Origin of the sequence: Oceanobacillus indicireducens, assembly GCF_014647195.1 — a bacterium.
Taxonomy (GTDB): Bacteria; Bacillota; Bacilli; order Bacillales; family Amphibacillaceae; genus Oceanobacillus; species Oceanobacillus indicireducens.
Map to the genome: position 1 here is coordinate 1 of NZ_BMOS01000018.1, position 25912 is coordinate 25912.

The following is a 25912-nucleotide window of genomic DNA, read 5'->3' on the forward strand; positions in this document are numbered from 1 at the left end:
AGAAAACAGGAGCATTTTGAAGATAATTGAAGTATATAGAGGGAGGAATGGAAATGAAAAGATTATGGCAAGGTTTGCTGCTCGCGTTCTTACTTAGTCTGCTAGTTGCTTGCGGACAAGTCGCGACAGACAATGAGGATGCAACTGGAAATACAGGTAATGAAGAAGCAACTGAAGAAGAGTCAACGAACAGTGATCTTTATCCACTGACACTCACAGATGCAATAGATAATGAAATAACGCTTGAGGAAGAACCGGAGCGGATTGTTTCATTGATCCCGAGCAATACGGAAATCACGTTTGCTTTAGGAAAAGGGGAAAGGATAGTCGGTGTGTCGGATCATGATAATTACCCGGAAGAAGTACAGGAAATTGAAAAAATTGGCGGCATGGAATTGAATGTGGAACTGATCCTTAGTCTTGACCCGGATATTGTCCTCGCCCATGAATTAGGAGTGAGCAGCTCACAGGAAGCATTCGAACAACTTGAAACTGCAGGTATACCAGTATTCGTCGTTCAAGATGCACAGGATATTGCGAGCACTTACGAGACGATCGAAACCATTGGACAAGTTATCGGTTCTAAAGAAGAGGCAGAAGAACTGATTGCGGAAATGGAAGCAGAATTTGAAGAGATTCGTGAGCTGACATCTGAGATAGCTGAGGAAGATATACGGACAGTTTTCTTTGAAAATTCTCCTGCACCGGATATTTACACAGCAGGACAGCATACGTTTATTCATGAGCTGTTGGAAATGATTCATGCTGAAAATGCCGCTGGTGAGCATGAAGGATGGCTCGCGCTTGATCCAGAGGAAATCATTGAACTGAATCCAGATGTCATCATCACTTCCTACGGCGCATATATTGAAAATCCAGAAGAAGAAGTTCTCTCACGAAATGGTTTTGATGTAGTTGAAGCAGTTGCGAATGAAAGAGTTTACGATATTGATGCTGATTTGATTACTCGTTCCGGTCCGAGACTCACAGAAGGGGCAAAAGAATTAGCTGAAGCGGTTTATCCGGAGCTGTTTGATGAAGAGTAATGTAACAAAATATGGAATTTCTTTTACGCTTCTCATTGGAGCGATGCTTTTTGCTATCTCGATTGGCAGTGTATCTGTCCCGATTCTTGATATTGTTAAAGTGATTGGCAGCGAAGCCTTTCGCTTACCCGTTGGTGCTGATGTCGATCCAATGTATGTAAGTATTGTATACGAGATTCGCTTGCCACGAGTACTGTTGGCAGGACTTGTCGGGGCCTCGCTCGCAATAGCGGGAGCGGCCTTCCAAGGACTGCTAAGGAACCCGCTCGCGGAACCATATATTCTTGGCGTATCTTCTGGGGCCTCCGTTGGTGCTGTTGCAACATTGTTTTTCGGAATATCACTACCGGTTATCGGGATGTTTACTTTGCCATTTTTGAGCATTATAACAGCATTAGCAACCATTATAATTGTGCTTTACTTTGCACGAAAAATTGACCGGACGATGCGCGTAGAAACGATTATTCTTACGGGAATCATTTTCAGCGCGTTCTTAGGGTCGGTTATCTCATTAATTATCGCTTTAACAGGGGATGAGTTGCAGCAGATTATCGGTTGGCTGCTTGGCAGTGTATCGATGCGAGGCTGGAGCTATGTTGGAATCATTCTCCCTTTCTTTATTTTTGGCTCACTCATTTTATTAATGAATACAAAAGAACTGAATGCGATGTCGCTTGGCGAAGAACGGGCCCAGCATTTAGGCGTTGACGTTGGCAAAAGGAAAATGCTTATTCTTATTGCTGGTTCCATCCTCACAGGTGCAGCGGTTGCCGTATCCGGGACAATTGGCTTTGTCGGTTTAGTTATCCCGCATTTAACTAGAAAGCTATGGGGTTCTGATCATGTCCATTTGTTGCCGTTGTCGATGATTATTGGAGCGAGCTTTCTTATATTGACCGATTTATTATCGCGGACAATTATCTCACCTCAAGTATTGCCTGTCGGAGTGATTACAGCTTTAGTAGGTGCACCGGTATTTGCGATAATATTAATTAAACAACGGAGAAGAAGTTGAGAGGTGAACCATGCTTTTAATTAAAAATGCATCGGGTGGCTATGATGGCGAGGAGATTGTAAAAAACATTAGTTTTTCCGTAAATGAAGGGGAGTTTTTTGGAATTCTAGGACCGAATGGCAGTGGGAAGACAACTTTAATCAATATGATTAGTGGACTGCTCGATCTGCAACAGGGAAAAATTGAAGTAGCGGGGAGAAACATTGCCGATTACTCTAAGAAAGAATTAGCTAGGAAAATCGCCGTCTTACCCCAACTCACTCCCCAAGTTTTTCCTTATACAGTAAAAGAAATGGTGTCACTTGGTCGTTATGCGCATCATAGCGGGTTGTTCCGATCATGGACAAAAGAAGATGAGGAAATCGTTCAGCGTGTCATGCGGCAAACGAACATCCTTGAATTTGCGGACACCTCGGTGATGGAACATTCTGGAGGAGAACAGCAGAGAATATTCCTGGCCCAAGCTCTCGTGCAGCAACCGAAAGTTCTTCTCTTGGACGAACCAACTAACCATCTTGATTTAGCTTATCAAAAAGAATTGCTTGATTTGCTCAGAAAAAGTGCAAAAGAAAAGGGCCTCACAGTCGTGGCGATTTTGCATGACTTAAACCTTGCGAGCCTTTATTGTGATCGCCTGCTTTTAATGGACGAGGGCGAAGCAAAAGCGTTGGAAAATCCAGATGAAGTGCTTTCTGAAGAACTGATTAACTCGGTGTTCGATACAGAGGTCATTAAGCAGGCCCACTCTAAAATTGCCAAGCCACAGCTGCATTTAATGCCAAGCAAGAAGACGTGGCAGGCAAAAAAACTGTGGTCAATTGATGAAACAAACCTTTCTTTTAGTACAGAGCAAATCGTACTCCATTCAGATCTGCCGCTGAAAACGATATCCTCTGGTATCGTTGGCGCAGGGATTGGCTGGTATAAATACTTTGTCAATCGGCATGTCGATGAGAATTATTATTGTAATGATCACCGGAAGGAAATGCGAACTTATTTAAAAGGGCGAGGTTTCCCGCCGGCTCAGACGGTTGGAATGATGACGGCAATTGTCTTGGAAGATTACAGTTATGGTATTTATGAGGGTAATGGTTTTTCAATCTTAGTTGTTGTGACAGCGAGTGTTGGAAATGCGGTGGACAGCTCACGAGCAAAGCCGCTTGTTGGTCCAGTTGCTCCGGGAACGATTAATACATGGGTTTTTGTAAATGGCAGTTTAACGGAAGAAGCCTTTATCCAGGCAACGATCACGGCAACGGAGGCAAAGGCTCAAGTGTTAAGAGACCTCGCTATTCAAGACCGGAAGACAGGTACGGTCGCAACAGGAACTCCTACAGACAGTATTTTAATTGCCGCAACCCAACAAGGGAAGGAATTAGATTACGCTGGAACCGCGACAGAGTTAGGTGCTCTAATAGGAAATGCTGTTTATCAAGAAATGAAGCAGGCCATTTCCAAAACGTTAAAGAGGAAAAAAGCAGCTGAACAGGGGTAAATCAAACGTTTGCTTGAGAGTATAAAAACAAAAAAAGGAGCGATTCATTTGAGACTGTATACAAGGGCTGGCGACAAAGGAAAGACCGCGTTAATAGGTGGAATGACGACGAAGGATGATATTCGGGTGGAAGCTTACGGATCAATTGATGAAACGAATTCTTTTGTAGGTCTTGCGGTAGCTGGGCTCAATAAGAATAAAGAACCGTTCAAAGACCTCATTGCTGATTTGAAAAAAATTCAGCATGAATTATTTGACTGCGGAACTGAGCTTTCTAATGTATCGAAAAAAGAACGTCCTCACGAGCTTTCTGAAGATATGATTACGTATTTGGAAGAGAGAATGGATGTCTTAATAGACGAGGCACCAGAGCTTGAACGATTTATTCTCCCAGGCGGAACGGAGGCCGCTGCATATTTACACGTTGCGAGAACAGTGGCAAGAAGAGCGGAAAGACAGATTGTAAAACTTTATCAGCGGGAAGAAGATTTAGATCCAATTCCGTTAAAGTATATGAATCGATTATCTGATTATTTCTTTGCAGCAGCCCGTGTAGTTAATTCTCGCCTGCAAGTTGCGGATGTGGAGTATGCCCGCAGTGCAAGGGTTTTTCGTGGCAGTAATAAGAAAAAGTGAAGTTATAATACAATCTTGAATTATTTCATTTTTCATTTATAATGAAGAGAATCTTGAAATTTCATGTAGGAGATGAGTAGAGTTGAGTAAAGAGAATGTAGCAGAGAAAGGTTACTTTGGTGATTTCGGAGGAAGCTTTGTCCCAGAAGATTTGAAGGATATTTTAGACGGAATTGGTGTAGCTTTTGAGAAATATAAGGATGATCCTGAATTTCTTGAGGAATACCGGTATTATTTGAAAGAGTATGTTGGACGCGAGAATCCACTAACCCTTGCGAAAAATCTGACTGAAAAAGTTGGTGGGGCTAAAATTTATTTGAAGCGTGAAGACTTGAATCATACAGGGGCCCATAAAATTAATAATGTGCTCGGACAGATTCTTTTAGCGAAGAGAACCGGTGCAGAGCGGATTATAGCGGAAACTGGAGCAGGTCAGCATGGTGTTGCGACAGCGACTGCTTGTGCGATGGTCGGACTGCCGTGCACGATTTATATGGGTAAAAAAGATACTGAAAGACAACGCTTGAATGTATTCCGGATGGAACTCCTCGGGGCTGAAGTCGTAGCTGTCGATAAAGGGTGGGGACGTCTGAAGGAAGCGGTGGATGAAGCATTTGCTGATCTTGTCGCTAATCACGAAACGACCTTTTATTTAATCGGTTCGGCAGTAGGGCCATATCCATATCCCGAGATGGTAAAATATTTCCAATCTATCATCAGCGAAGAATCGAAACGTCAGATTCTGGCGAAGGAAGGTAAACTCCCTGCAGCTGTCGTCGCTTGTGTTGGTGGCGGAAGTAATGCAATCGGTGCTTTCGCTCATTACATTGATGAAGACTCTGTACGACTGATTGGTGTGGAACCTGCTGAGGCAGCTTCCATTTCGAAAGGGAAGCCAGCAGTATTCCATGGTTATCGTTCCTTAACGTTATTAGATGAGGATGGTGAAGCATTGCCAACCGACTCGATTGCAGCTGGGCTCGATTACCAAGGTGTCGGTCCAGAGCATAGTCATCTGCATGCTATCGGCCGCGGGGAGTATGTGAGTGTGACCGGCGAAGAAGCATTGGAAGCTTTTCAAGAGTTATCGAAAACAGAAGGAATCATCCCTGCACTTGAAAGCTCCCATGCAGTAAGTCATGCGATTCAGCTTGCGAAAGAGCTCGGGCAGGATGATGTGATTATCGTGAATCTTTCTGGCCGGGGTGATAAAGACGTGGAGCAAGTATTTGAGATCTTGAAATAGAATAGCAGATTGGGAGAAAAGAGCATGGATGCAGTTCCATGCTCTTTTTTACGCCTGCATTGGTGAAGAGAAATGGTGTTTTAAGGTTTTATCACGTATTAACGGTCTGTAATACCCCCACCTCTAAACAGGAGGGAAGTCCAACATTTAAAGGTGGGGGATATACAGTTCGTAAATCCCTGATTCTGTTCAACTAACATTCAGAGGGGAGGTAAGGAAACCCCACTGAATGAAGTTTCACTTAAGCTGTCTAATTACTCGAATGAAGCGCATTGCTCTCTCTTCAGTCATTTATTACCAATCTCTTCCCTCGCGCCTATGTTAATCTCTGTATTTCAATCGATTAGAATACTACCAAACACAGATTTTTCAGCAGTTCCAACTTGTTATACATCATGGGGGAATCTATAAAAATAAACGTCGATACGTACACAGGACTTACTCACGGCTGATATACAACAACTTGCTTTTTATCAAAAATACATTTAAACTAGACTTATATTTTTATATAAAAGGGGGAGCATCATGATTTCAGCAACTTGGGGTTGGCTTTGGGAAAAACATGATCAAGTGAAGGACATGTTTCGCTTTTTCGTAAAGCCGGAAGACGCAATAGAGAAAAATAAAGTAAAGAAACCAGATGTAACAAAGAGTGGCTACGGTGGTAAAGGAAATGGCGGAAAGCGACCGTACACTAATGCCCAGATAACAGGTCTTATTCTCGGACCGCTATTATTCATTCTTCTTAAGTTCATCTTAACGTTTGACGGATTATCAAGTGAGGGACAAGCGATTCTTGCAAGTACTGCTTGGATTGCAACATGGTGGGTTACCGAAGCAATTCCGATTCCGGCGACATCCTTGCTTCCCATTATCTTGTTCCCGCTAGCAGGCGGCTTAGATATGAAAGCCACGACGTCAGCCTACGGAAATGATACAATCTTCTTGTTTCTTGGTGGGTTTGTCTTGGCTTTAGCGATGGAAAGATGGGATTTACACAGAAGGATCGCGATTAATATCATATCCGTTATGGGAACGAGGCCAGACCGGATTGTGCTAGGGTTTATGGTAGCAACCGGTTTTCTTTCTATGTGGATTTCCAATACGGCAACAGCGATGATGATGATTCCGATTGGACTTGCGATTACATATCAAGTACAAGATGCCTTGAAAGATAACCCGAAAGTCGATACGTCAAAAGGGAATTTCTCCTTTGGTAAAGCAATCATGCTTGGGATTGGTTATTCTGCCTCAATTGGTGGAATGGCGACTCTTATTGGAACACCGCCTAATGCTATTTTAGCTGGTACGCTCCGTGAACTGTTCGGTTATGAAATCTCCTTTGCGGGCTGGATGCTGTTTGGGGTTCCGTTTGCTTGGATTTTATTATTTTTCGCTTGGTTCTATTTAACGAAAATGGCATTCCCTACCGAGTTAAAGGACTTACCGGGTGGGAAAGCAATATTTGATCAAGAAAAAGAAAAGCTTGGAAAAGCGTCCTATGAGGAGAAAGCTGTTTTCATTGTTTTTGTTCTGACAGCGCTTTCCTGGATTACACGTACTTTTGTTTTAGAAAAAATCAATCCGAATATTGATGATACGGTGATTGCAATTCTTGCTGCTATTGTCCTTTTCCTCATTCCGACGAAGAGTACAAAAGCAAGCCATATTATGGATTGGTCGAGTGCGGTGAAACTACCTTGGGGTGTCCTACTTCTTTTCGGTGGTGGTCTATCGATTGCAGCAGGCTTCACAACGTCTGGATTATCAGAATGGATTGGATCACAGTTAATCGGTTTGCAAGGCGTTCATATTATATTAATTATTCTAGCTGTAACAGCGCTTGTTAATGCACTGACTGAAGTTACATCAAATACAGCAACTGCTACGATGATGTATCCAATTATGGCGGCACTTGCTCTTGCGGTTGATGTTCATCCCCTCGTGTTAATGGTTGCGGCGGGACTTTCTGCATCTTGTGCGTTCATGCTGCCGGTTGCTACACCACCGAACGCAGTTGTATTTGGAACGGGTTATATGCGGATTGTCGATATGGCAAAAGCAGGATTCTTCTTGAATATTGCATCGATTATTTTAATAACCTTGACTTGCTATTATGTGCTTCCGGCAGCACTTGGAATTGATATTACCGTTTTCCCGGATAGTTTTAAATAATAAAAAAGAGATGGATACGAATCCATCTCTTTTTTTTGCAATCAACCTTCCATACTTCTATTTTCAGCCCGCTTCTGATAGATCATAACCAATCCTAAGTATGCAGTTGGCAAGATTCCAGCGAAAATGATAACTGCATTCCAGCCAGCAAGGTTCCAAAGCGGTCCAACTACAGTACTCCCCATGCTGACTCCAATATAATAAGCAACTAAATAAAGACTTGCAGCACTTCCCTTATGGTGTGTAGCCTGTTCTGCAACCGTACTTGCTGTTAACGAATGCGCGGTGAAGAAACCTAAACACATCACACATAACCCGATAATGATGAGTGGTAGTGGGGGACTGAGCGTAATGAATATTCCAAAGGACAGTACTAATATTCCCGCTATCCGTACAGGCTTCAGACCAAATATTCCAGCCAACCAACCAGCAAACGGTGCCCCGAAGACACCAAATCCGTAGGCGAAAAATGTATAGGAGATCGTTTTTACAGATAAAGAATAAGGCTCAGCTTCCAAGTGGAATGGTAAAAATGTCCACACAGAAGTGAAAGCAAGCTGCAAAATGAGCCCCATCCCAATAACGGTTAGCAGCTTCGGATTTTTAAAATGTACGAGCATTCCTTCAATATCTCTACGGAAAGAGAGATCACTAGGTTGAAAAAAGCGTGATTTAGGTAAGAATAAGAAAACTAGTATTACGACAATCAGACCTAACCCAGCAAAACTGTAAAAAGCAACTTCCCAGGAAAAGCGATCGGATAAATAACCAGCCATCACTCTTCCAACCATCCCACCGAGTGCATTACTTGCTATATATAACGCTGTGGCAACTCCAATGTGGGGCCGGTCAATTTCCTCATTAATATACGCTAAAGCAGCTGCTGGGAGTCCGGCTAACGTAAACCCTTGGAGGAATCGTAGGAAGACGATAAGTGAAAAGGCATCCAACAGCGGGATGAAGAAAAAAGGGATGACAGCTATGATTAAGGAATACTTGATAAAAGCGACCCTGCCTAATCTGTCAGATAAAAATCCGATTACAATCAGTCCAATAATCAGTCCGATAACAGGCAAAGATAATGTTAATGTGGCTTCGGATACTGTTACATTGAACTCTCTTACAAATAACGGTAAGAGCGGCTGGACGGCATAGAGGCTCGCGAAGACAAAGAATGAAGCAAGCGCTAGGCTGATTGTAATCAGCCAAAAAGAGTTATCTTTTATGGTATGTTTTCTGGGTTTCATTATTTTGCACTTCCTTATGTAGATCAGCATGGTTGTCTTGTAATCTATTATAGCGCATATTTAAATAAATATTTATCCCGGTGTAATCATCCGTAAAACTCCACCTCAAAACCTCATGTCCATGTCGAGAAAATTTAGGTGGGAGATAACGGACTAACATGCCGATTCGTTCAACTAACAATCAATGGGGGATGAAGAAAAATCCCCACTGATTGAAGTCTCACTTTATTGAAAGAATAAAAAGCGAAGTCTAATTAAAGACTCCGCTACAGGTTGCCTGCTATTAATGGCAGCCAGCAAATGTGTATATAGGATAAAAGCTGATATACACCGTTACGCCTAAAAGAATGTCACGCCGATATTCTATCAGCTTTTGTCAAAGGAGCTTAAAAGATCTCCTTCTGATTAAACCTTATCTTATGAAACGCTTTTCAGAGCAAGGGTTATTTTTAATTAAACTAAGACTCGTGACTACAGTCATAAGAGGTTCAAAATAGTAGTAACAGATTGACATGAAATGCATTTCATAACTTATACTAGAATTAATCTTTCGTTGTAAGTACTGATGAAGTAGGGTGAGTAAATGGCAAATATTAAAGATTTGGCCGAGATGGCAGGGTTCTAAGCAATATGCTTGGAACTTTTTTTGTGACCATTCTCTCTCCCGGCACTATTTTACGATCCATAGCGGCGTTTTTTTGCAAGTTCACGCCATCATTTACAAAGGTTGAATCCGTTTTCTTTGCATAACAATATGTGATATGATAGGATAGGATTATACTTGTATACAAGTATTCATGTATTTTGTATGTTGATTTCCAATAAGGAGCTGATAAATATATGTCTATGAAAAGGCTTTATCCTGATCGTTTATTATCATCGACTAATTCGATGGGAGAAAGACTTGTTTCCGAATTGAGAATACGGATTATTTCCCAAGATATCCCAAAAGAAAGCGTTCTATCGGAAAATCAAATAGCTAAGGAATATCAGGTAAGTCGCTCCCCAGTCAGAGAAGCTTTGAAAGTATTGGAAAGGGAAGGTCTCGTTCGTTTGGGAAGGATGGGAGCAATTGTTATTGGCATCTCTGAAAAAGATATTGAGGAAATTTATGATATTAGACTTTTGATTGAAACGTTTGTCACAGGTCGGTTGCTCGTGTCGCATAATGACGCGTTGTTGAATGAACTGAGGAAAGTCCTGGAAATGATGAAGATTGCCATCAAATACGGGGATGTTGATGAATTTTCCTTTAAGGATATCGAGTTTCATGAAATCATTATAAAATCAATTAACCACCAGCAAATTTTAATGGTTTGGAATCAATTGAGACCAGTTATGGAATGTCTCATCCTATTATCGATGAGGTATAGGAGCAAGGTTAATTATGAGGATTTCGACCGGATACTGGAAAATCATGAACTTATTATTGAAGCGCTGTCCACGAAGGATAGCAAACTGATGGACAAAGCATTTTACAGTAATTTCGGTGATGTACAGAACCGGGTGGAAGAACTGTGGACGAATGCGGAAATGATGAAGAAAGCGAGAGATTATGATGGATGAAAATAGATTTATGCTTGGTGTTGATATTGGAACAACGAGCACGAAAGCAGTTTTATTTCGAGAGACTGGAGAAATTATTGCTGAGGAAAATAATGGTTACAAACTGCATACCCCTGATATTTTAACGGCAGAACAAGATCCCGAGGAAATATTCCAAGCCGTTGTATTGTCAATTGCAAATGTCATGCGCCGCTCGAAGATAGACCCGGAAAAACTATCATTTATTTCGTTCAGCAGTGCGATGCACAGCGTTATTGCTATGGATGAAAATGATCGACCGCTGACACCTTGTATCACTTGGGCAGACAATAGAAGTTCTGAATGGGCAGAGAAGATAAAGGAAGAACATGATGGGCATGATATCTATTTAAAAACAGGGACACCGATCCATCCAATGTCTCCACTCAGTAAAATTGCCTGGATAGAACATGAAAAAATAGAGATAGCACGTAAAACGAAGAAATATATCGGAATCAAAGAATACATTTTCCATAAATTCTTCGATGAATATGTCGTTGACTATTCAATAGCCTCAGCTATGGGAATGATGAACCTGAAAACGTTGACATGGGAAGAACGTGCCCTTTCAGTTGCTGGTATAGACGAATCCAAGCTATCGCGTCTCGTTTCGACTCAAGAGATTTTTACAGGTTGTCATCCGGTATTAGCGAAAGAGATGGGAATTTCGGAGTCAACTCGCTTATGTATCGGTGCAAGTGATGGTGTCCTGTCAAACATTGGTGTGAATGCTATCGGTGAGGGAGAGGTTGCTGTCACGATTGGCACGAGTGGAGCAATCAGAACGGTCATTCCAGAACCGAAAACAGATGCAAAAGGACGTATCTTCTGTTATGCCTTGACAGAGGATCATTGGGTTATCGGTGGTCCAGTCAACAATGGCGGGATGGTGTTGCGCTGGATTCGCGATGAGCTTGCCGCAAGTGAAGTGGAGACTGCCAACCGATTGGGGATTGATGCATACGATGTCTTGACTCGGATTGCTGATGGTGTTGAACCAGGTGCAAATGGGCTCCTGTTCCATCCATTCTTAGCTGGTGAACGAGCGCCACTATGGAGTGCAGATGTTAAGGGGTCCTTTATTGGCCTGACATTGAATCATAAGAAAGAACACATGATACGTGCTGCTTTGGAAGGAGTTATTTTCAATCTATACACTGTATTTTTAGCTTTGACGGAAGTTATGGATACACCGGTCACTTCCATTAAGGCAACTGGCGGGTTTTCCCGTTCAAAAGTATGGCGGCAGATGATGGCCGACATATTTGATCAAGAGGTAATCATTCCGGAAAGTTATGAATCATCCTGTCTTGGAGCATGTTTATTGGGGCTTTACGCTGAAAAGAAAATAAACTCTTTTGATGTTGTCCAAGATCTGATTGGTGCAACTTATAAACATACACCAAACGCGGCTAACGAAGAAGTATATCGTAAACTTATTCCGATATTCATCAATATATCGAGAGTTCTCGAACAAGAATATAAGAATCTTTCGGAGTACCAGAAGAATACACATAAAAATGACGAAGGTCATTTAAATAAAAAATATTAGGAGTGAATCACATGTCTTTAGCTGGAAATATGTATCCATTGCTCATTGTTGCTTTGGGAGTTATTGTCCTACTGATCCTTATCATGAAATTGAACTTGAACACATTTATTTCTTTAGTTATCGTTTCCTTCTTGGTGGCTCTTGCTTTGGGTATGCCACTCGGCGATATCGTTGATTCGATTGAGAGTGGGATGGGCGGAACACTTGGCAGCATCGCGTTAATCTTTGGATTCGGTGCTATTCTTGGTAAGCTCGTTGCAGATGCTGGGGGTGCTCAGCGGATCGCGATGACTTTGATCAATCGGTTTGGCGAAAAAAATATCCAGTGGGCTGTAGTGATTGCATCATTCATCATTGGTATTGCTTTATTCTTTGAAGTAGGTCTTGTATTACTTATTCCTATTGTCTATCAGATTGCAAAGCAGTTAAGAGTTTCCATTCTTTATTTGGGAATACCGATGGCTACTGCCTTGTCGGTTACTCACGGGTTCTTGCCGCCACATCCAGGACCGACGGTGATTGCTCAGCAGTATGATGCAAATATTGGTATGGTGCTGGTGTATGGGTTCATTATTGCGGTTCCTACTGCGATTATAGCAGGTCCATTATTCACTAGAGTAGCTAAAAAATTAGTCCCGGAAGCTTTTGAAAAAACAGGCGACATCAAGGCTGTCGGTGAGGTTAAGGAATTCAAACTGGAAGATACTCCAGGTTTCGGTGTAAGTGTTATGACAGCTTTATTCCCGGTTATTTTAATGGCATTAGCCACAATTGTCCAGTTATTGGAGGACATTTGGAATATACCGGGCAACGTGTTTATCGATATTATCCACTTGATTGGTGAACCGACGACAGCACTGTTGATTTCAGTTCTGATTGCAGTGTATACGATGGGGGTTGCCCGGCAAATTCCGATGAAGCAAGTTATGGCCTCTGCGGAAGAATCGATCCGTTCCATTGGAATGATGCTCTTGATCATTGGGGGTGGCGGAGTATTTAAGCAAGTATTAATTGACGGCGGAGTTGGTGATGCAGTAGCAGATATCTTTGCAGGCAGCAATTTATCTCCGCTCATATTAGCTTGGCTTATTGCAGCCATCTTAAGAATTGCACTAGGTTCAGCTACAGTCGCGGCACTCACGACAGCTGGATTGGTCATTCCCTTGATGCAAGGTTCTGATGTCAACCTTGCGCTGATGGTTCTTGCAACTGGAGCGGGTAGTGTCATCGCTTCCCATGTAAACGATGCGGGATTCTGGATGTTTAAGGAGTTCTTTGGCTTGACGATGAAAGAGACATTTTCAACTTGGACCTTACTGGAAACAATCATTTCGGTAGTCGGGTTAGGTTTCATTTTACTATTAAGTATCTTTGTGTAAAAATACTTAAATAATGAAAGGACTTGTAAATATTGCGTCATTCAATCGGTATATTTGGTCTAGGAGTTATGGGATCAAGCCTCGCAAAAAACATGCTGAATCATGATGAACGTGTTGCGCTTTATAACTATACTCCTGATTTGACGAAGCAATTTATTGAGGATTTCCCTCATCAGAATGCGACGGCATATGAAGATTTGGAACAATTTATTGAGTCATTGGAAAAACCAAGGAAAATATTTCTTATGGTGACAGCAGGAAGTATTACAGATTCAGTCATCAACTCGATTGTCCCCTTACTTGATAAGGGAGATATTATCATGGATGGTGGGAATGCCAACTTTCAAGATTCAACAAGACGGTTCCATTCATTGAAGAAATTAGGTATCGATTTTCTAAGTGTTGGTGTATCTGGCGGAGAGACCGGTGCATTGAATGGACCTGCTCTGATGCCGAGCGGCGAAAAGGATGTATATGATAAAGTGGCGCCGATCCTTGAAAAGATGGCTGCAAAGGTCAATGGTAAACCTTGCTGCTCCTATATCGGGACAGAAGGGTCAGGCCATTACGTGAAAATGGTCCATAATGGCATCGAATATGCCGACATGCAGCTAATATCGGAAGCTTACCAATTCTTAAGGAAAATCATCGGTCTTGATGTCAAAGAGATAGCAGCTATTTTTGCTGAGTGGAATGAATGGGAATTGAAGAGTTATCTAATAGAAATTACGAGCGATATATTGAATTATGATGATCCGGAAACATCTCAGCCAATTATCGATGTTATACTAGATAAGGCTGGACAGAAAGGCACTGGGAAGTGGACAAGTAAAGATGCGTTAGATATTGGTGTTCCTGCTTCGATTATTACGGAGTCGGTTTTTGCGAGATATCTCTCTTCTTTAAAAGATGAACGTGTGGAAGCGGCAAACTATTTAGCTGGACCGAAAATGGAATTGGAGATTTCGGATAAAGATTATTGGATCAATCTTGTCAAAGAAGCATTATTTATGGGGAAAATCTGTACGTATGCTCAAGGATTTATGCAATACAAGCAAGCGGCTGAACATTATGGATGGGACTTGCAGTTGGACGAAATCGCACTCATTTTCAGGGGAGGCTGCATTATCCAGGCGGAATTCCTCGAGTCAGTGAGTCAGGCATTTCAAGCAGATCCGGAATTGAAAAATATATTGCGGGCGCCTTACTTTCAGGAAAAGGCGAATGATTATGAGGGGGCATTAAGAAGGGTTGTCATGAAAGCGATGGAAAACGGATTGTCCATTCCGTGTCTAAGTTCTTCTTTATCATTTTATGATGGCTATCGTTCTCCAAGGAACGGAGCCGAATTGATTCAGGCACAACGGGATTACTTTGGCGCCCATACGTATAAACGTGTCGATAAAGCAGGCGTTTTCCATACGGAATGGGGAACAGATCCCATGAGCAGGGATTAGAAAACCTATTTAATTTACACTTAAACGACCACCAGCTTTTGCAGGTGGTCGTTTAAGAAGAAGTTGATTGAAAGAGGGACAGCAATAACTGGACCTATTTCTAAATACAGGTGAAAGGAGGACGAGAGAGTGACTGAACAAAGCGTAATTTTCTTTGATATAGATGGTACCTTGCTGGACCATAACAAAGAGTTGCCAGCCACAGCAAAAGAAGCGATATTTCAATTAAAAGAAAACGGCCATGTAGTCGCGATTGCTACAGGGAGAGCTCCATTTATGTATGCTGATTTGCGGGAAGAATTGGGGATTCATTCTTATGTGAGCTATAATGGACAATACGTTGTTTTAGAGGGGGAAGTGATCTATACGAATCCTTTAAATAAGTCTTCTCTGTTAAACTTTACGGAGAAAGCCTTACACAATAATCATCCCGTTGTGTATATGGATCACGAAGATATGCGGGCAAATGTCCCGGAACATCCGTATATTAACGAAAGTATTGCCAGTTTAAAAATCAATCAATTCCCAACGCATGACCCTTATTATTATCAAGATCGTGCGCTGTACCAAACGCTGCTATTTTGTGCAGAAGGTGAGGAAAAGCAGTATGAAAGGGAATTTAAAGATTTTGATTTTGTAAGATGGCATCCTGTATCAGTAGATGTCGTTCCAAAGGGCGGATCGAAGGCTATAGGGATTAAAAAAATGGTTGAAAAACTTGGGATCCCGCGCGATAGACAATATGCTTTTGGAGATGGGTTGAACGATTTGGAAATGTTAAGTTCGATTGAAAACAGTGTTGCGATGGGAAATGCAGAAGAAGTGATAAAATTAGCTGCAAAATATGTTACGCATCCCGTTGATGATGACGGAATCTATCATGGTCTGAAGATGGCAGGCTTGTTGTGATTTAATTGCTGAAAAAAATTAGTGAAGTATGCGAATTAAAGATTGCATCATTACTAAGTACAGCATGTCTAGTTAATAAGAATATATAAGGATATGGATTAAAAAAACGAAGTCTGCCTAAAGCGAGACTTCGTTTTTAAATTTTACTTCATGTTTTTAAATTTTACTTCATTATATAGAGACAACTCCAACCAAGACAGCAACAATTAACAACGCAATACTAATTCCCCACATCCAGAACAAGGAATAACGGATGTGTTTCCCCATCTCGAGTCCAGCGAGTCCAAGTGCAAGCCAAAGTGCGGGCGAGAAGGGACTGACGAATGTACCGACAATATTTCCAATTATCATGGCGTAGGCGGTAGACAATGAATCAATGCCAAACCCGACAGCCATTTGGTCAACAACCGGGAGTAACGCAAAATAATAGGCGTCTGTACTTAATAATAAATCGAATGGCACCCCGAAGAAACCAATGATTAAATGTAAATATGGCGCAATGAATGCCGGAATGATTGTTACAAGATTAGCTGCAATCGAGTTAAGCATTCCCGTTTCCGTTAAAATTCCAAGAAATGACCCGGCAGCAAGGATAATCGTTGCCATAGTGAGGGCGCTAGGTGCATGTTCCTTTATTCGGTCTGACTGCTGTTTTACATCTGGATAGTTCAGCGGAAGTGCAATACTAAGTCCAATCATGAATGCGAATCCTGCTGGAATAATTCCCCAGACAAGAACACCGATAACAGATAGAAAAAGAATCGCATTAACCCAGATTAACTTTGGTCGTGCGAGTGATCCTTCCACTTTTAACTGATCGGAATCACCATTCACTTTGTCTACTGCAGCCGCTGCTTCTTCCGCGCTTACCAAGCCATACTTTTTACTAATTCTTCTTTGTTCCCTTATACCGAGAAATACTGCTAGAATAACCAATAAAGCGATTCCAATTACCTGAATTAAAATTAAGGGACGCCACAATTCGGTTACATCAACGTTTAATACAGAAGCAGTTCGTCCTAATGGTCCTGCCCAGGGCACCATGTTCATAATACTCGCGCTACCGCCAATCAACAGCAGTAGTAAATATGGATTCATCTTCAAATGATTATACAATGGCAGCAGGGCAGGAATCGTAATAAGAAACGTGGATGCCCCAGCACCATCGAGATGAGCGATTGCCGCGATAATGACCGTACCGACACTCACGGTAATAACGTTTCCTTTTGTCCATTTAATCAAGGTACGGATTAATGGATCGAATAATCCCGCGTCTTGCATCACGCCAAAGAATAGAATCGCAAAAATAAACATAATGGCAACATTCATGACGGTTAGAATTCCCTCAGAGAAAAAGTCACCAATTTCAGCAAAGCCAAATCCTGCAAGCACAGCAGCGATTAATGGGACAAGTACCATCGCTACAATAGGTGTTACCTTGTTGGTAATTAATAATAATACGATAATCAAAATAGTTAAAAATCCAATGATACTCAAACTCATATCTTTCTCCCCCTAACTATATACAAGCTCTCTTTACATTTTGTAAGCGCTCGCATATCGATGTAACTTTCCGTAAGATTAGCTTTTTAAAAATTTACCATACAGAAAGAGGGAAAGAAATATTTCTTGCATAAAAAGAATAATTTATATATTACTCATTTTGTTCATAAGTTTCACGGAGGAAGTATTTTCGCTCTGGGCGGCCGACCGTTCCATATTTCAACCTCATTTCTATTTGCTTGATACTAACGAGGTATTCTAAGTAACGGCGAGCGGTGGAGCGGCTCATGCCGATTTGCTTACTAAGTTCGACGGCAGTAATTCCCCTCGTAAGTTCTGTTTCTAGTAAGGTCGTAACTTCATTTAACGTAATAGCATCAATCCCTTTAGGTAAATTCTCGCTATTATGCTTAGGAAGGGACTTAGGCAAAATATAAGTATCAATCTCATCCTGTCCTAGCACTTCTTTAGATTCAAAAAAACCTCTTCTTTCTTTAAATCTGTTTAATGTCCGCTCGAATCTATCCATATCTACCGGTTTTATAATGTAGTCAAACACCCCGCCCCGCACCGTTTCTTGGATCGTGTCCACATCATCAGCTGCGGTGACAATGATGATATCCGTATCTCTATATGTACTACGAATCTCCCAGAACAAATCAAGACCTTCTACGTCAGGGATGTAAATATCTAGTAGCACAATATCGGGAACATTGCTGCTCTCTTTGAGAAAGTTTAACGCTTCCTCGCCGGTCTTGACGGAAGCACGAACGATAAATCCTTCCGTGTTTTCGATAAATTGCTTATGAATATTTGCAATCCGAAAGTCATCTTCAACAATTAAAACCTGATAGTTCTCTTTCACCTTGTCACTCCTCTCTTTTCGGTATCATGATGACGAAGCAAGCTCCACCCATGTCACCATCTTCCAGGATGATTTCACCGTTGATCCGCTGGATTGCTTGATTGGACAAAGCAAGACCAATCCCGCGGTTCGTTCCATTTTTTGTAGAGAAGCCCTGGTCAAAAACTTTTGGAATATGTGAGGCTTTAATACCTGGACCAGAATCTTCTACCTCTATTAGGATGTCCTCACCTATATCTGTAAAAAATACGGATACCTTTCGCTTCTCTGGCGCCTCATTTTTCACCGCTTCAATCGCGTTCTCTATCAAATTACCAAGTACGGTTAACAATACATCCTTTTCTATTTCAGAAAAACGATAGGATAACTCACTATCGGGATGAACGCTCAACTTCACCCCAAGCTCATTCGCCTGATTCCATTTCCCTTGTAAAATCGCATGGATAATCGGATCGGTGAAGTGATCGGTTAAAAATTGATCCCATTTATCCCTTGTCTCCCGATTTCTTTTTATAAAGTCAATCGCTTCGTCATACTGCTTCAGCTGCAGCATGCCGAGAATCGTATATAATTTATTGGAGAATTCATGGTTTTGTGCCCGTTGCGCATCGGCATATTGCTTCACCCTTGATAACTCATGAATAACTCCTTCGAGTTCCGTCTTGTCACGGAATGTTAGTACTGTCCCGATTTTCGCGTCTTTTTGATACATTGGTGTTTGGTTCACGAGAAACACATTTTTACCCATTACGACCTCGATGTCGTGCATGCACTTGTTGTCTCTAAGCAAGCTTGGCACATTGAACTCAGGGAGAATGGCTTGAATAGATTTACCGATATAATGATCCTCGGTAAACGGTTCTTGTAATAAATGTAGTGCGGAAGTATTCATCATCGTAATGCGAGCCTTATTATCGATAGCAATAATTCCTTCATGTGTCGATTGTAAAATGGCTTCCTTTTCAATCATTAAGTTTGAGATTTCTTCCGGTTCCAGATTGAATAATAGTTTTTTAATATAGGTCGCAATCAGAATTGCTCCAATGACTCCGAGTAAAATAATAATTGAAATCGTAAGCCATAACTCGTAATTTTGCTTTTTGATAATTTCCCGAATGTCATCAATCATAAATCCGACCGAAACAATTCCAATAATCTCACCGTCCTCGGAGTAGACAGGGGTTTTTCCTCGAATGGATTCGCCTAGTGATCCTTCTGCTTCCGATATGTATGATTCTCCATGTAATAAAGCCCGGTCATTATCTTCACCGACCATTTTTTTGCCAATCTTCGCGGAATCGGGGTGGAAGTAGCGGACGCTTTCTGTGTTGCCAATAACAATAAATTCTGCTTCTGTAACGTCTTGAATTGGCATCACAATTTCTTGAATAACCGCTGCAGGATTATCCGATTGAAAAGCCTCTCTTAGTTCGGGAATAGTTGCGACCGTCTTCGCAACACTGAGTGCCCGCTTACCAACCTGATCCTCAGTCGTATTTGAAATAAAGTCATGAAGAAAGAAGGCAAAGACAATAAAGATACTGATAATCAAAATGCTGATTAGCATAATCATCTTTGCTTTCAAATTAAACCGGATCTTTGGCCGATTTTGTTTAGTGTGATGAGGAATTGGATTCATTGTTTTTGACTCCATCTATTTCTCCGCTAATCATTTGATGTTTAACACTTGGTGAAGGTGACATATTATAAATGTAATTAGCGATTACTTCATATGTTAAGTCACTATAAGCTTGGAGGTATTCACTATAGGTCAAAGAATTTACTTCATTTTTAATTTCCATTAGCTTTCACCTTCCTTTTTACTCTTATATATAGTTTAATTCAAGAGTCAGATAATGTCTAAAACAACTCGGTTTACTCTAGTTGAAAATAGAGGCTTAAACGTGGTATAAGTGTAAAGGTAATGAAGATATTTTTTTGATTTTTTACGGACAAGGGAATTATTTTCTCGAATCCGATGATGAAAGGATTTTAATACAATGGATAATTTTTGGCATGAACTACCGAAGCCGTTTTTTATATTGGCACCGATGGAAGATGTGACGGATGTTGTATTCCGTCATGTGGTGAGTGAAGCAGCACGGCCTGACGTGTTTTTCACGGAGTTTACGAACACAGAAAGCTATTGTCACCCAGAGGGGAAGCAAAGTGTGCGTGGTCGTTTGACATTTACAGAAGATGAACAGCCAATTGTCGCTCATATATGGGGGAATAAACCGGAACACTTCCGCGAGATGAGTATTGGCATGGCTGAAGCGGGCTTCCGTGGAATTGATATCAACATGGGTTGTCCGGTACCGAACGTGGCAGCAAATGGAAAGGGAGCGGGCCTGATTCGTCATCCGGAAGTTGCTTCCGAAGTAATACAAGCAGCGAAAGCAGGGGGCCTTCCCGTTAGTGTGAAGACACGGCTTGGTTATACGCGAGTTGAAGAGTGGCGTGACTGGCTGACGCATATCTTTGAGCAGGATATCGTGAACTTGTCCATTCACTTACGTACTAGAAAAGAAATGAGTAAGGTAGATGCACATTGGGAGATGATTCCAGAGATTAAAAAGCTTCGTGATGAAATTGCTCCAGATACACTGCTTACAATCAATGGCGACATTCCTGATCGCCAAACTGGTCTGGAGCTTGTCCGGCAGTACGGTGTGGATGGTGTCATGATAGGGCGGGGGATTTTCAAGAATCCATTTGCTTTTGAAAAAGAAAAGAAAGATCACAGCCCGGAGGAATTGCTCAATCTGCTAAGGTTGCATCTCGATCTCTTTGATAAGTATTCGGAAATCGAGCCGCGCTCCTTCAAACCGCTCCGTCGTTTCTTTAAAATTTATGTTCGGGAGTTCCGTGGCTCGAGTGAATTAAGGCATGAATTGATGAGTACGGAAACAACAGATGAAGTACGGGTATTGCTTGATCGCTTTCAATTAAATTGATGCTGGAAAATTGGAGTGTTACATGATGAATTTTACTATAAGGCAGGAAGATGCCGGGGATTATGAATTAACCGAGAAAGTTGTGCAGCGTGCATTTGTTGATGCAGAATATAGTGATAAAAGGGAACATAAGCTAGTTTCTAGAATTAGAAAAAGCAATGCATTTATTCCCGAGTTATCGCTAGTTGCCGTCGATGCAAATGAAAAAATCGTAGGGCATATTTTGTTATCCAGGATAAAAATTAAAAATACTGAACAAAATATAGAATCCCTTGCACTTGCGCCGGTCTCTGTCTTACCCGATTATCAAAATAGAGGGATAGGAAGACAATTAATTCTTGAAGCTTTGAAGCGAGCGAAAGAGCTTGAATATCAGTCGGTTATTGTCTTGGGTCATCCGAAATACTATCCGAAATTCGGATTTAGGAAGGCATCTGAATTGGAAATAAACGCCCCTTTTGACGTTCCAGATGAAGCGTTTATGGTTATTGAATTAAAGGAGAAGGCACTCCAACGGTTTTCGGGAACCGTTGAATATCCGAACGTGTTCTTGGAATAATTAGACCAAGCCAACGAAAAATTTCAAGGGGTTGATTATGAATGACGAAAGTTACACCATTTCTCATGTTTCAAGATGGTAAGGCGGAAGAAGCGATGAATTTCTATACATCACTAATCAAGGATTCTGAAATTACAAGTATTACCCGATACGGGGCGAATGAACCTGGTGATGAAGGAACGGTCATGCAGGCAACCTTCACTTTAAAAGGGCAAACGTTCATGTGCATTGACAGCAATATCAAGCATCAGTTTACCTTTACTCCATCGTTCTCCATTTTTGTTGATTGTGACACAGAAGAGGAGCTTACCAGCCTATATGAAGAGCTACTGGAAGGTGGACAAGCGCTGATGCCGCTTGATAATTATGGCTTCAGCAGGAAATTTGGCTGGGTTAATGACCGGTTTGGAGTTTCTTGGCAAATCAATCTTCCATAACTAATAAGCTTAGAGGCTATAATTGAACAATTCGGTAATGAAAACAGAATAAATCCGCTTAAGATGAGAAAAACAGTTCTTAAGCGGTTTTTTAATTTTTAGCTATTCCGCCAGCTAGAAATCCTACTATACCAAAACAAATGTATTGCTTTTGTATATGCAAGAGCATAATGTATATGTAAGAAGGAGTGGATTGATAATGGCTAAAACAACAAATATCTATGTGAGGCTGGAACCAGAACTGAAAGAACAAGCTGAGGATATCCTAGGGCAATTGGGAATCCCATTATCTAATGCAGTTAATATATTTTTGAAACAGGTTGTCATGCAGAAAGGAATTCCCTTTGATGTAAAGATTCCTGTCATGGAACCAGTTGATGTATCGAGCTTAACGAAAAAAGAGATGGATGTGGAATTGGAAAAAGGATATGCAGATTATAAACAAGGAAATACAAAATCTGCTGCAGAAGTTTTTGCGAAGATCCGTAATGAATACGACTTATGAAATACAAAGTTGTATTAACGGAACAAAGTGAGTTTGATTTAAGAAGTATTTATGAATATATAGCATTTACGCTGCTAGAGCCTGAGGTTGCGACAAAGCAAGTGGAAAGAATTGAAAGGGCGATACTAAAACTTAATGAAAAACCGATGCGATTCCGAATCTTTGAAAAGGAACCGTGGTATAGCAGAGGGTTACGCTGGTTCCCAGTGGATAATTTTCTAATATTTTTCATTCCTGAAATCGAGAACGCAACAGTTACTATTATTCGGATTATGTATGGTGGGCGTAATATAGAAGAACAGTTGAATAGAATCAAACAATAGTTATATGAAAAATCTAAAAGCATACTAAGATTAATGGGTAAGGTTATCATAAGAAAGCCTAGAGGCTATAATTGGACAATTCGGTAATGAAAACAGAATAAATCCGCTTAAGATGAGAAAAACAGTTCTTAAGCGGGTTATTTATTTCTCAGCTATTCCTGCCAGCTAGAAATCCTACTATACCCATAATCACGAATAACACAAACATAGCAGTGAAAAATAGAATAAATCCTTTCTTGGATAATCCTTTTTTCTTATCATAATACTTACGTAATAAAAGATAAGATATTCCCCAAATGGCAAGAAATCCTGTGATAATCTCCCATTGTATAATCATACTCACCCCTCACTATTAATCTAATTTCTTTTTGCTAAAATAACCTGAGAAATAAATATCGTACTTATTGTTAGCATGATCAAGATATAAAGAACATCGATAGCAGTTAAAGGAAAAATGTCGAACTCTATAATCAATATAAGGATAAAATAATAAAACAAGAGAGCAAAATAATTGTAAAACATCCCTTTTTTCCTGATCATTTTAGCACGTTCATCATTCTCTTTTAAATGATTATACAAATAGCTGAGTGAAAAAGACATAACCGTAAAAGCAAACAATAAATACGTTATATGAGGCGGAGCGGCTTTTGCCATGAATGCTATGAATGCAGTGAAGCCAAATAAGAGTAAGTTTAAAACCCCCAGTATGAAATAAGTCCTTGGCATATAATCTTTATTCTCCATCTTGATTCCTCCTTTAAATTTTCTGTATTAGTCATCTTCTTCCAAGCTAAAAATACTTTCCACATTCGTCTTAAATATTTTTGCCATCTTTAAAGCAAGTGGCAGGGAGGGATTGTATTTCCCTTTCTCAATGGAGATGATGGTCTGCCTGGAGACCTCGAGAGCCTCTGCAAGCTTTTCCTGTGAGTACCCGAACTCTTGTCTATATTCAACTAATTTATTTTTCAAATTAGAACCACCTGCTTTCAATATCAGTTTAATGTAAAGGGTACTTGACGTCAAGTACCCTTTACAAAAAAGAGAATTGCCACACACAAACCGAATTTGATATACTTGGTCTTATTCTGGAGGGGTTTAAAATTGAACCTGAAAAATATAACCTATAAACAAGTTATTTTTTATATAAGTCTGGCGGTTCTTTTAATCGGATCGCTTCTATTTGTGAACAATAATTATTCCTTTTACGACCGACCAATAGCTAAAGTAATGGAAGCACATTTGGAAGAATCTAACGACGTAGTTGATGCTTATGGAAACGAGGATCGCTTATTTACACAATCCATTGAAGCAGAAGTGAAAAATGGCGCAGAAAAGAACCGTTCCATCCATTTAATCAATGAATATTCGGCGTCCGGAGCCTTTGATCAAGCGTATAAAGAAGGCGACGAATTATTTGTCTGGATAGATGCAGATACTGGAAAAGGTGGAGAATTAACAGGTACGATTCAAGATGTAAAGCGGGATAAGCATATACTCCCGATTGTCTGGATTTTTATCTTTATCTTGCTCCTCATTGGAAAGAGACAGGGATTCTTCTCCATTATTAGTCTGATACTTAATGCAGCAATTTTATCTTACGCCCTGGATATTTATGTAGAGAATTCCAATATTGGCTTACTGATTATTTGTGGCGTCACTGTTGTTTTATTTACGATTACGTCTTTATTGCTGATTAATGGTTTTAATGAAAAGACGTATGCTGCGATTATTGCAACACTGTTAGGAACTTTTATTTCATTTTTCATCACATACGCTGTCCTTTGGTTGACGGGTGAGAGTGGTCTGAGGTATGAAGAAATTGATTTTCTCAGCCGTCCGTACAAGCCAGTTTTATTGGCAGGATTATTAATCGGATCACTCGGGGCTGTTATGGATGTTGCGATTACGATGTCGTCATCTGTTTTTGAAATGTATGAGAATAATCATGCGATCGATAATAAGACATTGAAAAAATCTGGTCTGCATATTGGGAAAGATATCATGGGGACGATGACTAATATTTTATTTTTCGCCTATATAAGTGGCTCCATTCCCATGCTTCTCTTGTTTTTGAAAAATGCTTCCTTGTGGGGATTTACCCTTTCATTGAATCTGTCTCTAGAATTAGCTAGGGCACTCGCAGGCGGTATAGGGATCGTTTTGGCAATTCCAATCGGTCTGTATATCTCTATCTTTTTTGTTAACCGGAAGAGGGGACGCGTATGAATGTATTAGTAGTACTATCCGCTATTTTGTTTATCCTGATGGTGCTCATTGGCGGGAGAAAAGGGTTACGGTCATTTATTTCGTTGTTTCTAAACTTTGCGGTTCTGATCCTTACCGTATTTTTCCTGTTGGATCCAGCGATGAATCCAATTATCTTGATTTTAATCGCCTGTGCAATCATCAGCTGTATCAATCTGTTTTACATCAATGAAGTAAATAGCAAGACAAAGACAGCTTTCTTGTCTACGGTAATAACAATTGTTTTCCTAGTTTTGCTTATTTATATCATGACGGATAAATTAATGATCCAAGGGTTTAGTGAAGAGCAGGTAGAGGAGTTAAGTACGTTATTCTCTCTATATATCGGACTGGATTTCGTGAAGATAGCAGCAGCGATGATTATTGTGAGTACAATCGGCGCGATTACGGATGTCGCTATTTCCATTACTTCACCGATGCAGGAAATATTTGATCAAAATCCAGGCATTACGAAGAAAGATTTATTCATTTCCGGTATCCGGATTGGTAGGGATATTTTAGGATCGAATACAAATACATTGTTTTTCGCCTTCTTTGGTGGATATTTGGCGTTGTTATTATGGGTGAAAGACATGGAATACTCGATTGGTGAAATTGCCAATTCGAAAATCTTCACCTCGGAGCTCCTCATTATCTTGAGTGCTGGTATTGGGATAGCGATGATCATTCCGATCGCTTCTTGGATTAATTCGTATTATTTAGTGAAGAAAAGGGAGCAGAAAGCGTTGCAAAAACAGGAGGAATAAATACGTAT

At 40.7% G+C, this 25912-nt stretch carries 25 protein-coding genes; 18 read left to right on the forward strand and 7 right to left on the reverse strand.

What is annotated here, in order from left to right:
* The first annotated feature begins 53 nt into the window (after window positions 1-53).
* The 6 genes from IEX94_RS12410 to IEX94_RS12435 all read left to right on the forward strand — a co-directional run bounded on the left by IEX94_RS12410 (window position 54) and on the right by IEX94_RS12435 (window position 7613).
* Window positions 54-1046 (forward strand): ABC transporter substrate-binding protein, encoded by a 993-nt coding sequence (locus IEX94_RS12410; RefSeq protein ID WP_188857858.1) that lies wholly within the window; start codon window positions 54-56, stop codon window positions 1044-1046.
* A complete protein-coding gene (locus tag IEX94_RS12415; RefSeq protein ID WP_188857860.1) occupies window positions 1036-2061 on the forward strand; it encodes a FecCD family ABC transporter permease in 1026 nt (341 codons plus the stop codon). Before IEX94_RS12410 ends, IEX94_RS12415 begins: the two co-directional genes overlap by 11 nt.
* 10 nt (window positions 2062-2071) lie before the next feature.
* Entirely contained in the window at window positions 2072-3556 is a 1485-nt protein-coding gene (locus IEX94_RS12420; protein WP_188857862.1) for an adenosylcobinamide amidohydrolase, read from the forward strand.
* Window positions 3557-3604: 48 nt separating this feature from the next.
* Window positions 3605-4192, forward strand: coding sequence for a cob(I)yrinic acid a,c-diamide adenosyltransferase (locus IEX94_RS12425; protein ID WP_156856589.1), 588 nt, complete (start codon window positions 3605-3607; stop codon window positions 4190-4192).
* An 82-nt stretch (window positions 4193-4274) separates the two neighbouring features.
* Window positions 4275-5438, forward strand: coding sequence for a tryptophan synthase subunit beta (gene trpB, locus IEX94_RS12430; RefSeq protein ID WP_156856561.1), 1164 nt, complete (start codon window positions 4275-4277; stop codon window positions 5436-5438).
* Window positions 5439-5963: 525 nt separating this feature from the next.
* Window positions 5964-7613, forward strand: coding sequence for an SLC13 family permease (locus IEX94_RS12435; RefSeq protein WP_156856560.1), 1650 nt, complete (start codon window positions 5964-5966; stop codon window positions 7611-7613).
* A gap of 41 nt (window positions 7614-7654) precedes the next feature.
* Here IEX94_RS12435 and IEX94_RS12440 read toward each other — a convergent pair whose 3' ends face one another.
* A complete protein-coding gene (locus IEX94_RS12440) occupies window positions 7655-8860 on the reverse strand; it encodes an MFS transporter (protein WP_229782704.1) in 1206 nt (401 codons plus the stop codon).
* Window positions 8861-9700: 840 nt separating this feature from the next.
* Between IEX94_RS12440 and IEX94_RS12445 the strand changes: the two genes are divergently transcribed.
* The 5 genes from IEX94_RS12445 to IEX94_RS12465 all read left to right on the forward strand — a co-directional run bounded on the left by IEX94_RS12445 (window position 9701) and on the right by IEX94_RS12465 (window position 15741).
* On the forward strand, window positions 9701-10426 hold the full coding sequence (locus IEX94_RS12445; protein WP_229782705.1) for a GntR family transcriptional regulator: 726 nt from the start codon (window positions 9701-9703) through the stop codon (window positions 10424-10426).
* Window positions 10419-11996: a gluconokinase gene (gene gntK, locus IEX94_RS12450; RefSeq protein WP_188857866.1), complete on the forward strand. Its 1578-nt coding sequence runs from the start codon at window positions 10419-10421 to the stop codon at window positions 11994-11996. Before IEX94_RS12445 ends, gntK begins: the two co-directional genes overlap by 8 nt.
* A gap of 29 nt (window positions 11997-12025) precedes the next feature.
* Window positions 12026-13375 carry a GntP family permease gene (locus IEX94_RS12455; RefSeq protein ID WP_188857956.1) on the forward strand — a complete coding sequence of 450 codons (1350 nt, stop codon included), beginning with the start codon at window positions 12026-12028 and terminating at the stop codon, window positions 13373-13375.
* A 32-nt stretch (window positions 13376-13407) separates the two neighbouring features.
* Window positions 13408-14832, forward strand: a complete 1425-nt coding sequence (gnd, locus tag IEX94_RS12460; RefSeq protein WP_188857868.1) for a decarboxylating NADP(+)-dependent phosphogluconate dehydrogenase — start codon at window positions 13408-13410, stop codon at window positions 14830-14832.
* Between the two features lie 129 nt (window positions 14833-14961).
* Window positions 14962-15741: a Cof-type HAD-IIB family hydrolase gene (locus IEX94_RS12465; protein WP_188857870.1), complete on the forward strand. Its 780-nt coding sequence runs from the start codon at window positions 14962-14964 to the stop codon at window positions 15739-15741.
* A gap of 171 nt (window positions 15742-15912) precedes the next feature.
* Here IEX94_RS12465 and IEX94_RS12470 read toward each other — a convergent pair whose 3' ends face one another.
* From IEX94_RS12470 to IEX94_RS12480, 3 genes are all read right to left on the reverse strand, one after another.
* On the reverse strand, window positions 15913-17244 hold the full coding sequence (locus IEX94_RS12470; RefSeq protein ID WP_188857872.1) for a CitMHS family transporter: 1332 nt from the start codon (window positions 17242-17244) through the stop codon (window positions 15913-15915).
* A gap of 151 nt (window positions 17245-17395) precedes the next feature.
* Window positions 17396-18109: a response regulator gene (locus IEX94_RS12475; protein WP_188857874.1), complete on the reverse strand. Its 714-nt coding sequence runs from the start codon at window positions 18107-18109 to the stop codon at window positions 17396-17398.
* Between the two features lie 4 nt (window positions 18110-18113).
* A complete protein-coding gene (locus IEX94_RS12480) occupies window positions 18114-19763 on the reverse strand; it encodes an ATP-binding protein (RefSeq protein WP_229782706.1) in 1650 nt (549 codons plus the stop codon).
* A gap of 346 nt (window positions 19764-20109) precedes the next feature.
* Between IEX94_RS12480 and IEX94_RS12485 the strand changes: the two genes are divergently transcribed.
* The 5 genes from IEX94_RS12485 to IEX94_RS12505 all read left to right on the forward strand — a co-directional run bounded on the left by IEX94_RS12485 (window position 20110) and on the right by IEX94_RS12505 (window position 22890).
* A complete protein-coding gene (locus IEX94_RS12485; protein WP_188857876.1) occupies window positions 20110-21066 on the forward strand; it encodes a tRNA dihydrouridine synthase in 957 nt (318 codons plus the stop codon).
* A 25-nt stretch (window positions 21067-21091) separates the two neighbouring features.
* Window positions 21092-21625 (forward strand): GNAT family N-acetyltransferase, encoded by a 534-nt coding sequence (locus IEX94_RS12490; RefSeq protein WP_188857878.1) that lies wholly within the window; start codon window positions 21092-21094, stop codon window positions 21623-21625.
* Between the two features lie 41 nt (window positions 21626-21666).
* Window positions 21667-22062, forward strand: a complete 396-nt coding sequence (locus IEX94_RS12495) for a VOC family protein (protein WP_188857880.1) — start codon at window positions 21667-21669, stop codon at window positions 22060-22062.
* 199 nt (window positions 22063-22261) lie between these two features.
* Window positions 22262-22567, forward strand: coding sequence for a type II toxin-antitoxin system RelB/DinJ family antitoxin (locus IEX94_RS12500; RefSeq protein ID WP_188857883.1), 306 nt, complete (start codon window positions 22262-22264; stop codon window positions 22565-22567).
* Window positions 22564-22890 carry a type II toxin-antitoxin system RelE/ParE family toxin gene (locus IEX94_RS12505; protein WP_188857885.1) on the forward strand — a complete coding sequence of 109 codons (327 nt, stop codon included), beginning with the start codon at window positions 22564-22566 and terminating at the stop codon, window positions 22888-22890. Before IEX94_RS12500 ends, IEX94_RS12505 begins: the two co-directional genes overlap by 4 nt.
* Window positions 22891-23038: 148 nt before the next feature.
* On the opposite strand, the gene IEX94_RS12510 is transcribed toward IEX94_RS12505, so the two are convergent.
* From IEX94_RS12510 to IEX94_RS12520, 3 genes are read right to left on the reverse strand one after another with little or no spacing between them, the layout of a single operon-like run.
* Complete coding sequence (locus IEX94_RS12510; protein ID WP_188857887.1) at window positions 23039-23227, reverse strand: hypothetical protein; 189 nt, start codon at window positions 23225-23227, stop codon at window positions 23039-23041.
* Between the two features lie 20 nt (window positions 23228-23247).
* Window positions 23248-23634 carry a permease gene (locus tag IEX94_RS12515; protein WP_188857889.1) on the reverse strand — a complete coding sequence of 129 codons (387 nt, stop codon included), beginning with the start codon at window positions 23632-23634 and terminating at the stop codon, window positions 23248-23250.
* Window positions 23635-23661: 27 nt separating this feature from the next.
* Window positions 23662-23862, reverse strand: a complete 201-nt coding sequence (locus IEX94_RS12520) for a helix-turn-helix transcriptional regulator (RefSeq protein ID WP_188857892.1) — start codon at window positions 23860-23862, stop codon at window positions 23662-23664.
* 138 nt (window positions 23863-24000) lie between these two features.
* On the opposite strand from IEX94_RS12520, the gene IEX94_RS12525 reads away from it, so the two are divergent.
* Complete coding sequence (locus IEX94_RS12525) at window positions 24001-25119, forward strand: YibE/F family protein (protein WP_188857958.1); 1119 nt, start codon at window positions 24001-24003, stop codon at window positions 25117-25119.
* A complete protein-coding gene (locus IEX94_RS12530) occupies window positions 25116-25904 on the forward strand; it encodes a YibE/F family protein (RefSeq protein WP_188857894.1) in 789 nt (262 codons plus the stop codon). The genes IEX94_RS12525 and IEX94_RS12530 overlap by 4 nt, the downstream gene beginning before the upstream one ends.
* Window positions 25905-25912 lie beyond the last annotated feature (8 nt).

Coding starts and splice junctions, on each gene's coding strand:
- IEX94_RS12410 (WP_188857858.1), top strand. CDS start 54: ATGAAAAGATTATGGCAAGGTTTGCTGCTCGCGTTCTTACTTAGTCTG.
- IEX94_RS12415 (WP_188857860.1), top strand. CDS start 1,036: ATGAAGAGTAATGTAACAAAATATGGAATTTCTTTTACGCTTCTCATT.
- IEX94_RS12420 (WP_188857862.1), top strand. CDS start 2,072: ATGCTTTTAATTAAAAATGCATCGGGTGGCTATGATGGCGAGGAGATT.
- IEX94_RS12435 (WP_156856560.1), top strand. CDS start 5,964: ATGATTTCAGCAACTTGGGGTTGGCTTTGGGAAAAACATGATCAAGTG.
- IEX94_RS12440 (WP_229782704.1), bottom strand. CDS start 8,860: ATGAAACCCAGAAAACATACCATAAAAGATAACTCTTTTTGGCTGATT.
- IEX94_RS12445 (WP_229782705.1), top strand. CDS start 9,701: ATGTCTATGAAAAGGCTTTATCCTGATCGTTTATTATCATCGACTAAT.
- gntK (WP_188857866.1), top strand. CDS start 10,419: ATGGATGAAAATAGATTTATGCTTGGTGTTGATATTGGAACAACGAGC.
- IEX94_RS12455 (WP_188857956.1), top strand. CDS start 12,026: ATGTATCCATTGCTCATTGTTGCTTTGGGAGTTATTGTCCTACTGATC.
- IEX94_RS12470 (WP_188857872.1), bottom strand. CDS start 17,244: ATGAGTTTGAGTATCATTGGATTTTTAACTATTTTGATTATCGTATTA.
- IEX94_RS12480 (WP_229782706.1), bottom strand. CDS start 19,763: ATGGAGTCAAAAACAATGAATCCAATTCCTCATCACACTAAACAAAAT.
- IEX94_RS12485 (WP_188857876.1), top strand. CDS start 20,110: ATGGATAATTTTTGGCATGAACTACCGAAGCCGTTTTTTATATTGGCA.
- IEX94_RS12490 (WP_188857878.1), top strand. CDS start 21,092: ATGAATTTTACTATAAGGCAGGAAGATGCCGGGGATTATGAATTAACC.
- IEX94_RS12495 (WP_188857880.1), top strand. CDS start 21,667: ATGACGAAAGTTACACCATTTCTCATGTTTCAAGATGGTAAGGCGGAA.
- IEX94_RS12500 (WP_188857883.1), top strand. CDS start 22,262: ATGGCTAAAACAACAAATATCTATGTGAGGCTGGAACCAGAACTGAAA.
- IEX94_RS12505 (WP_188857885.1), top strand. CDS start 22,564: ATGAAATACAAAGTTGTATTAACGGAACAAAGTGAGTTTGATTTAAGA.
- IEX94_RS12510 (WP_188857887.1), bottom strand. CDS start 23,227: ATGATTATACAATGGGAGATTATCACAGGATTTCTTGCCATTTGGGGA.
- IEX94_RS12515 (WP_188857889.1), bottom strand. CDS start 23,634: ATGGAGAATAAAGATTATATGCCAAGGACTTATTTCATACTGGGGGTT.
- IEX94_RS12530 (WP_188857894.1), top strand. CDS start 25,116: ATGAATGTATTAGTAGTACTATCCGCTATTTTGTTTATCCTGATGGTG.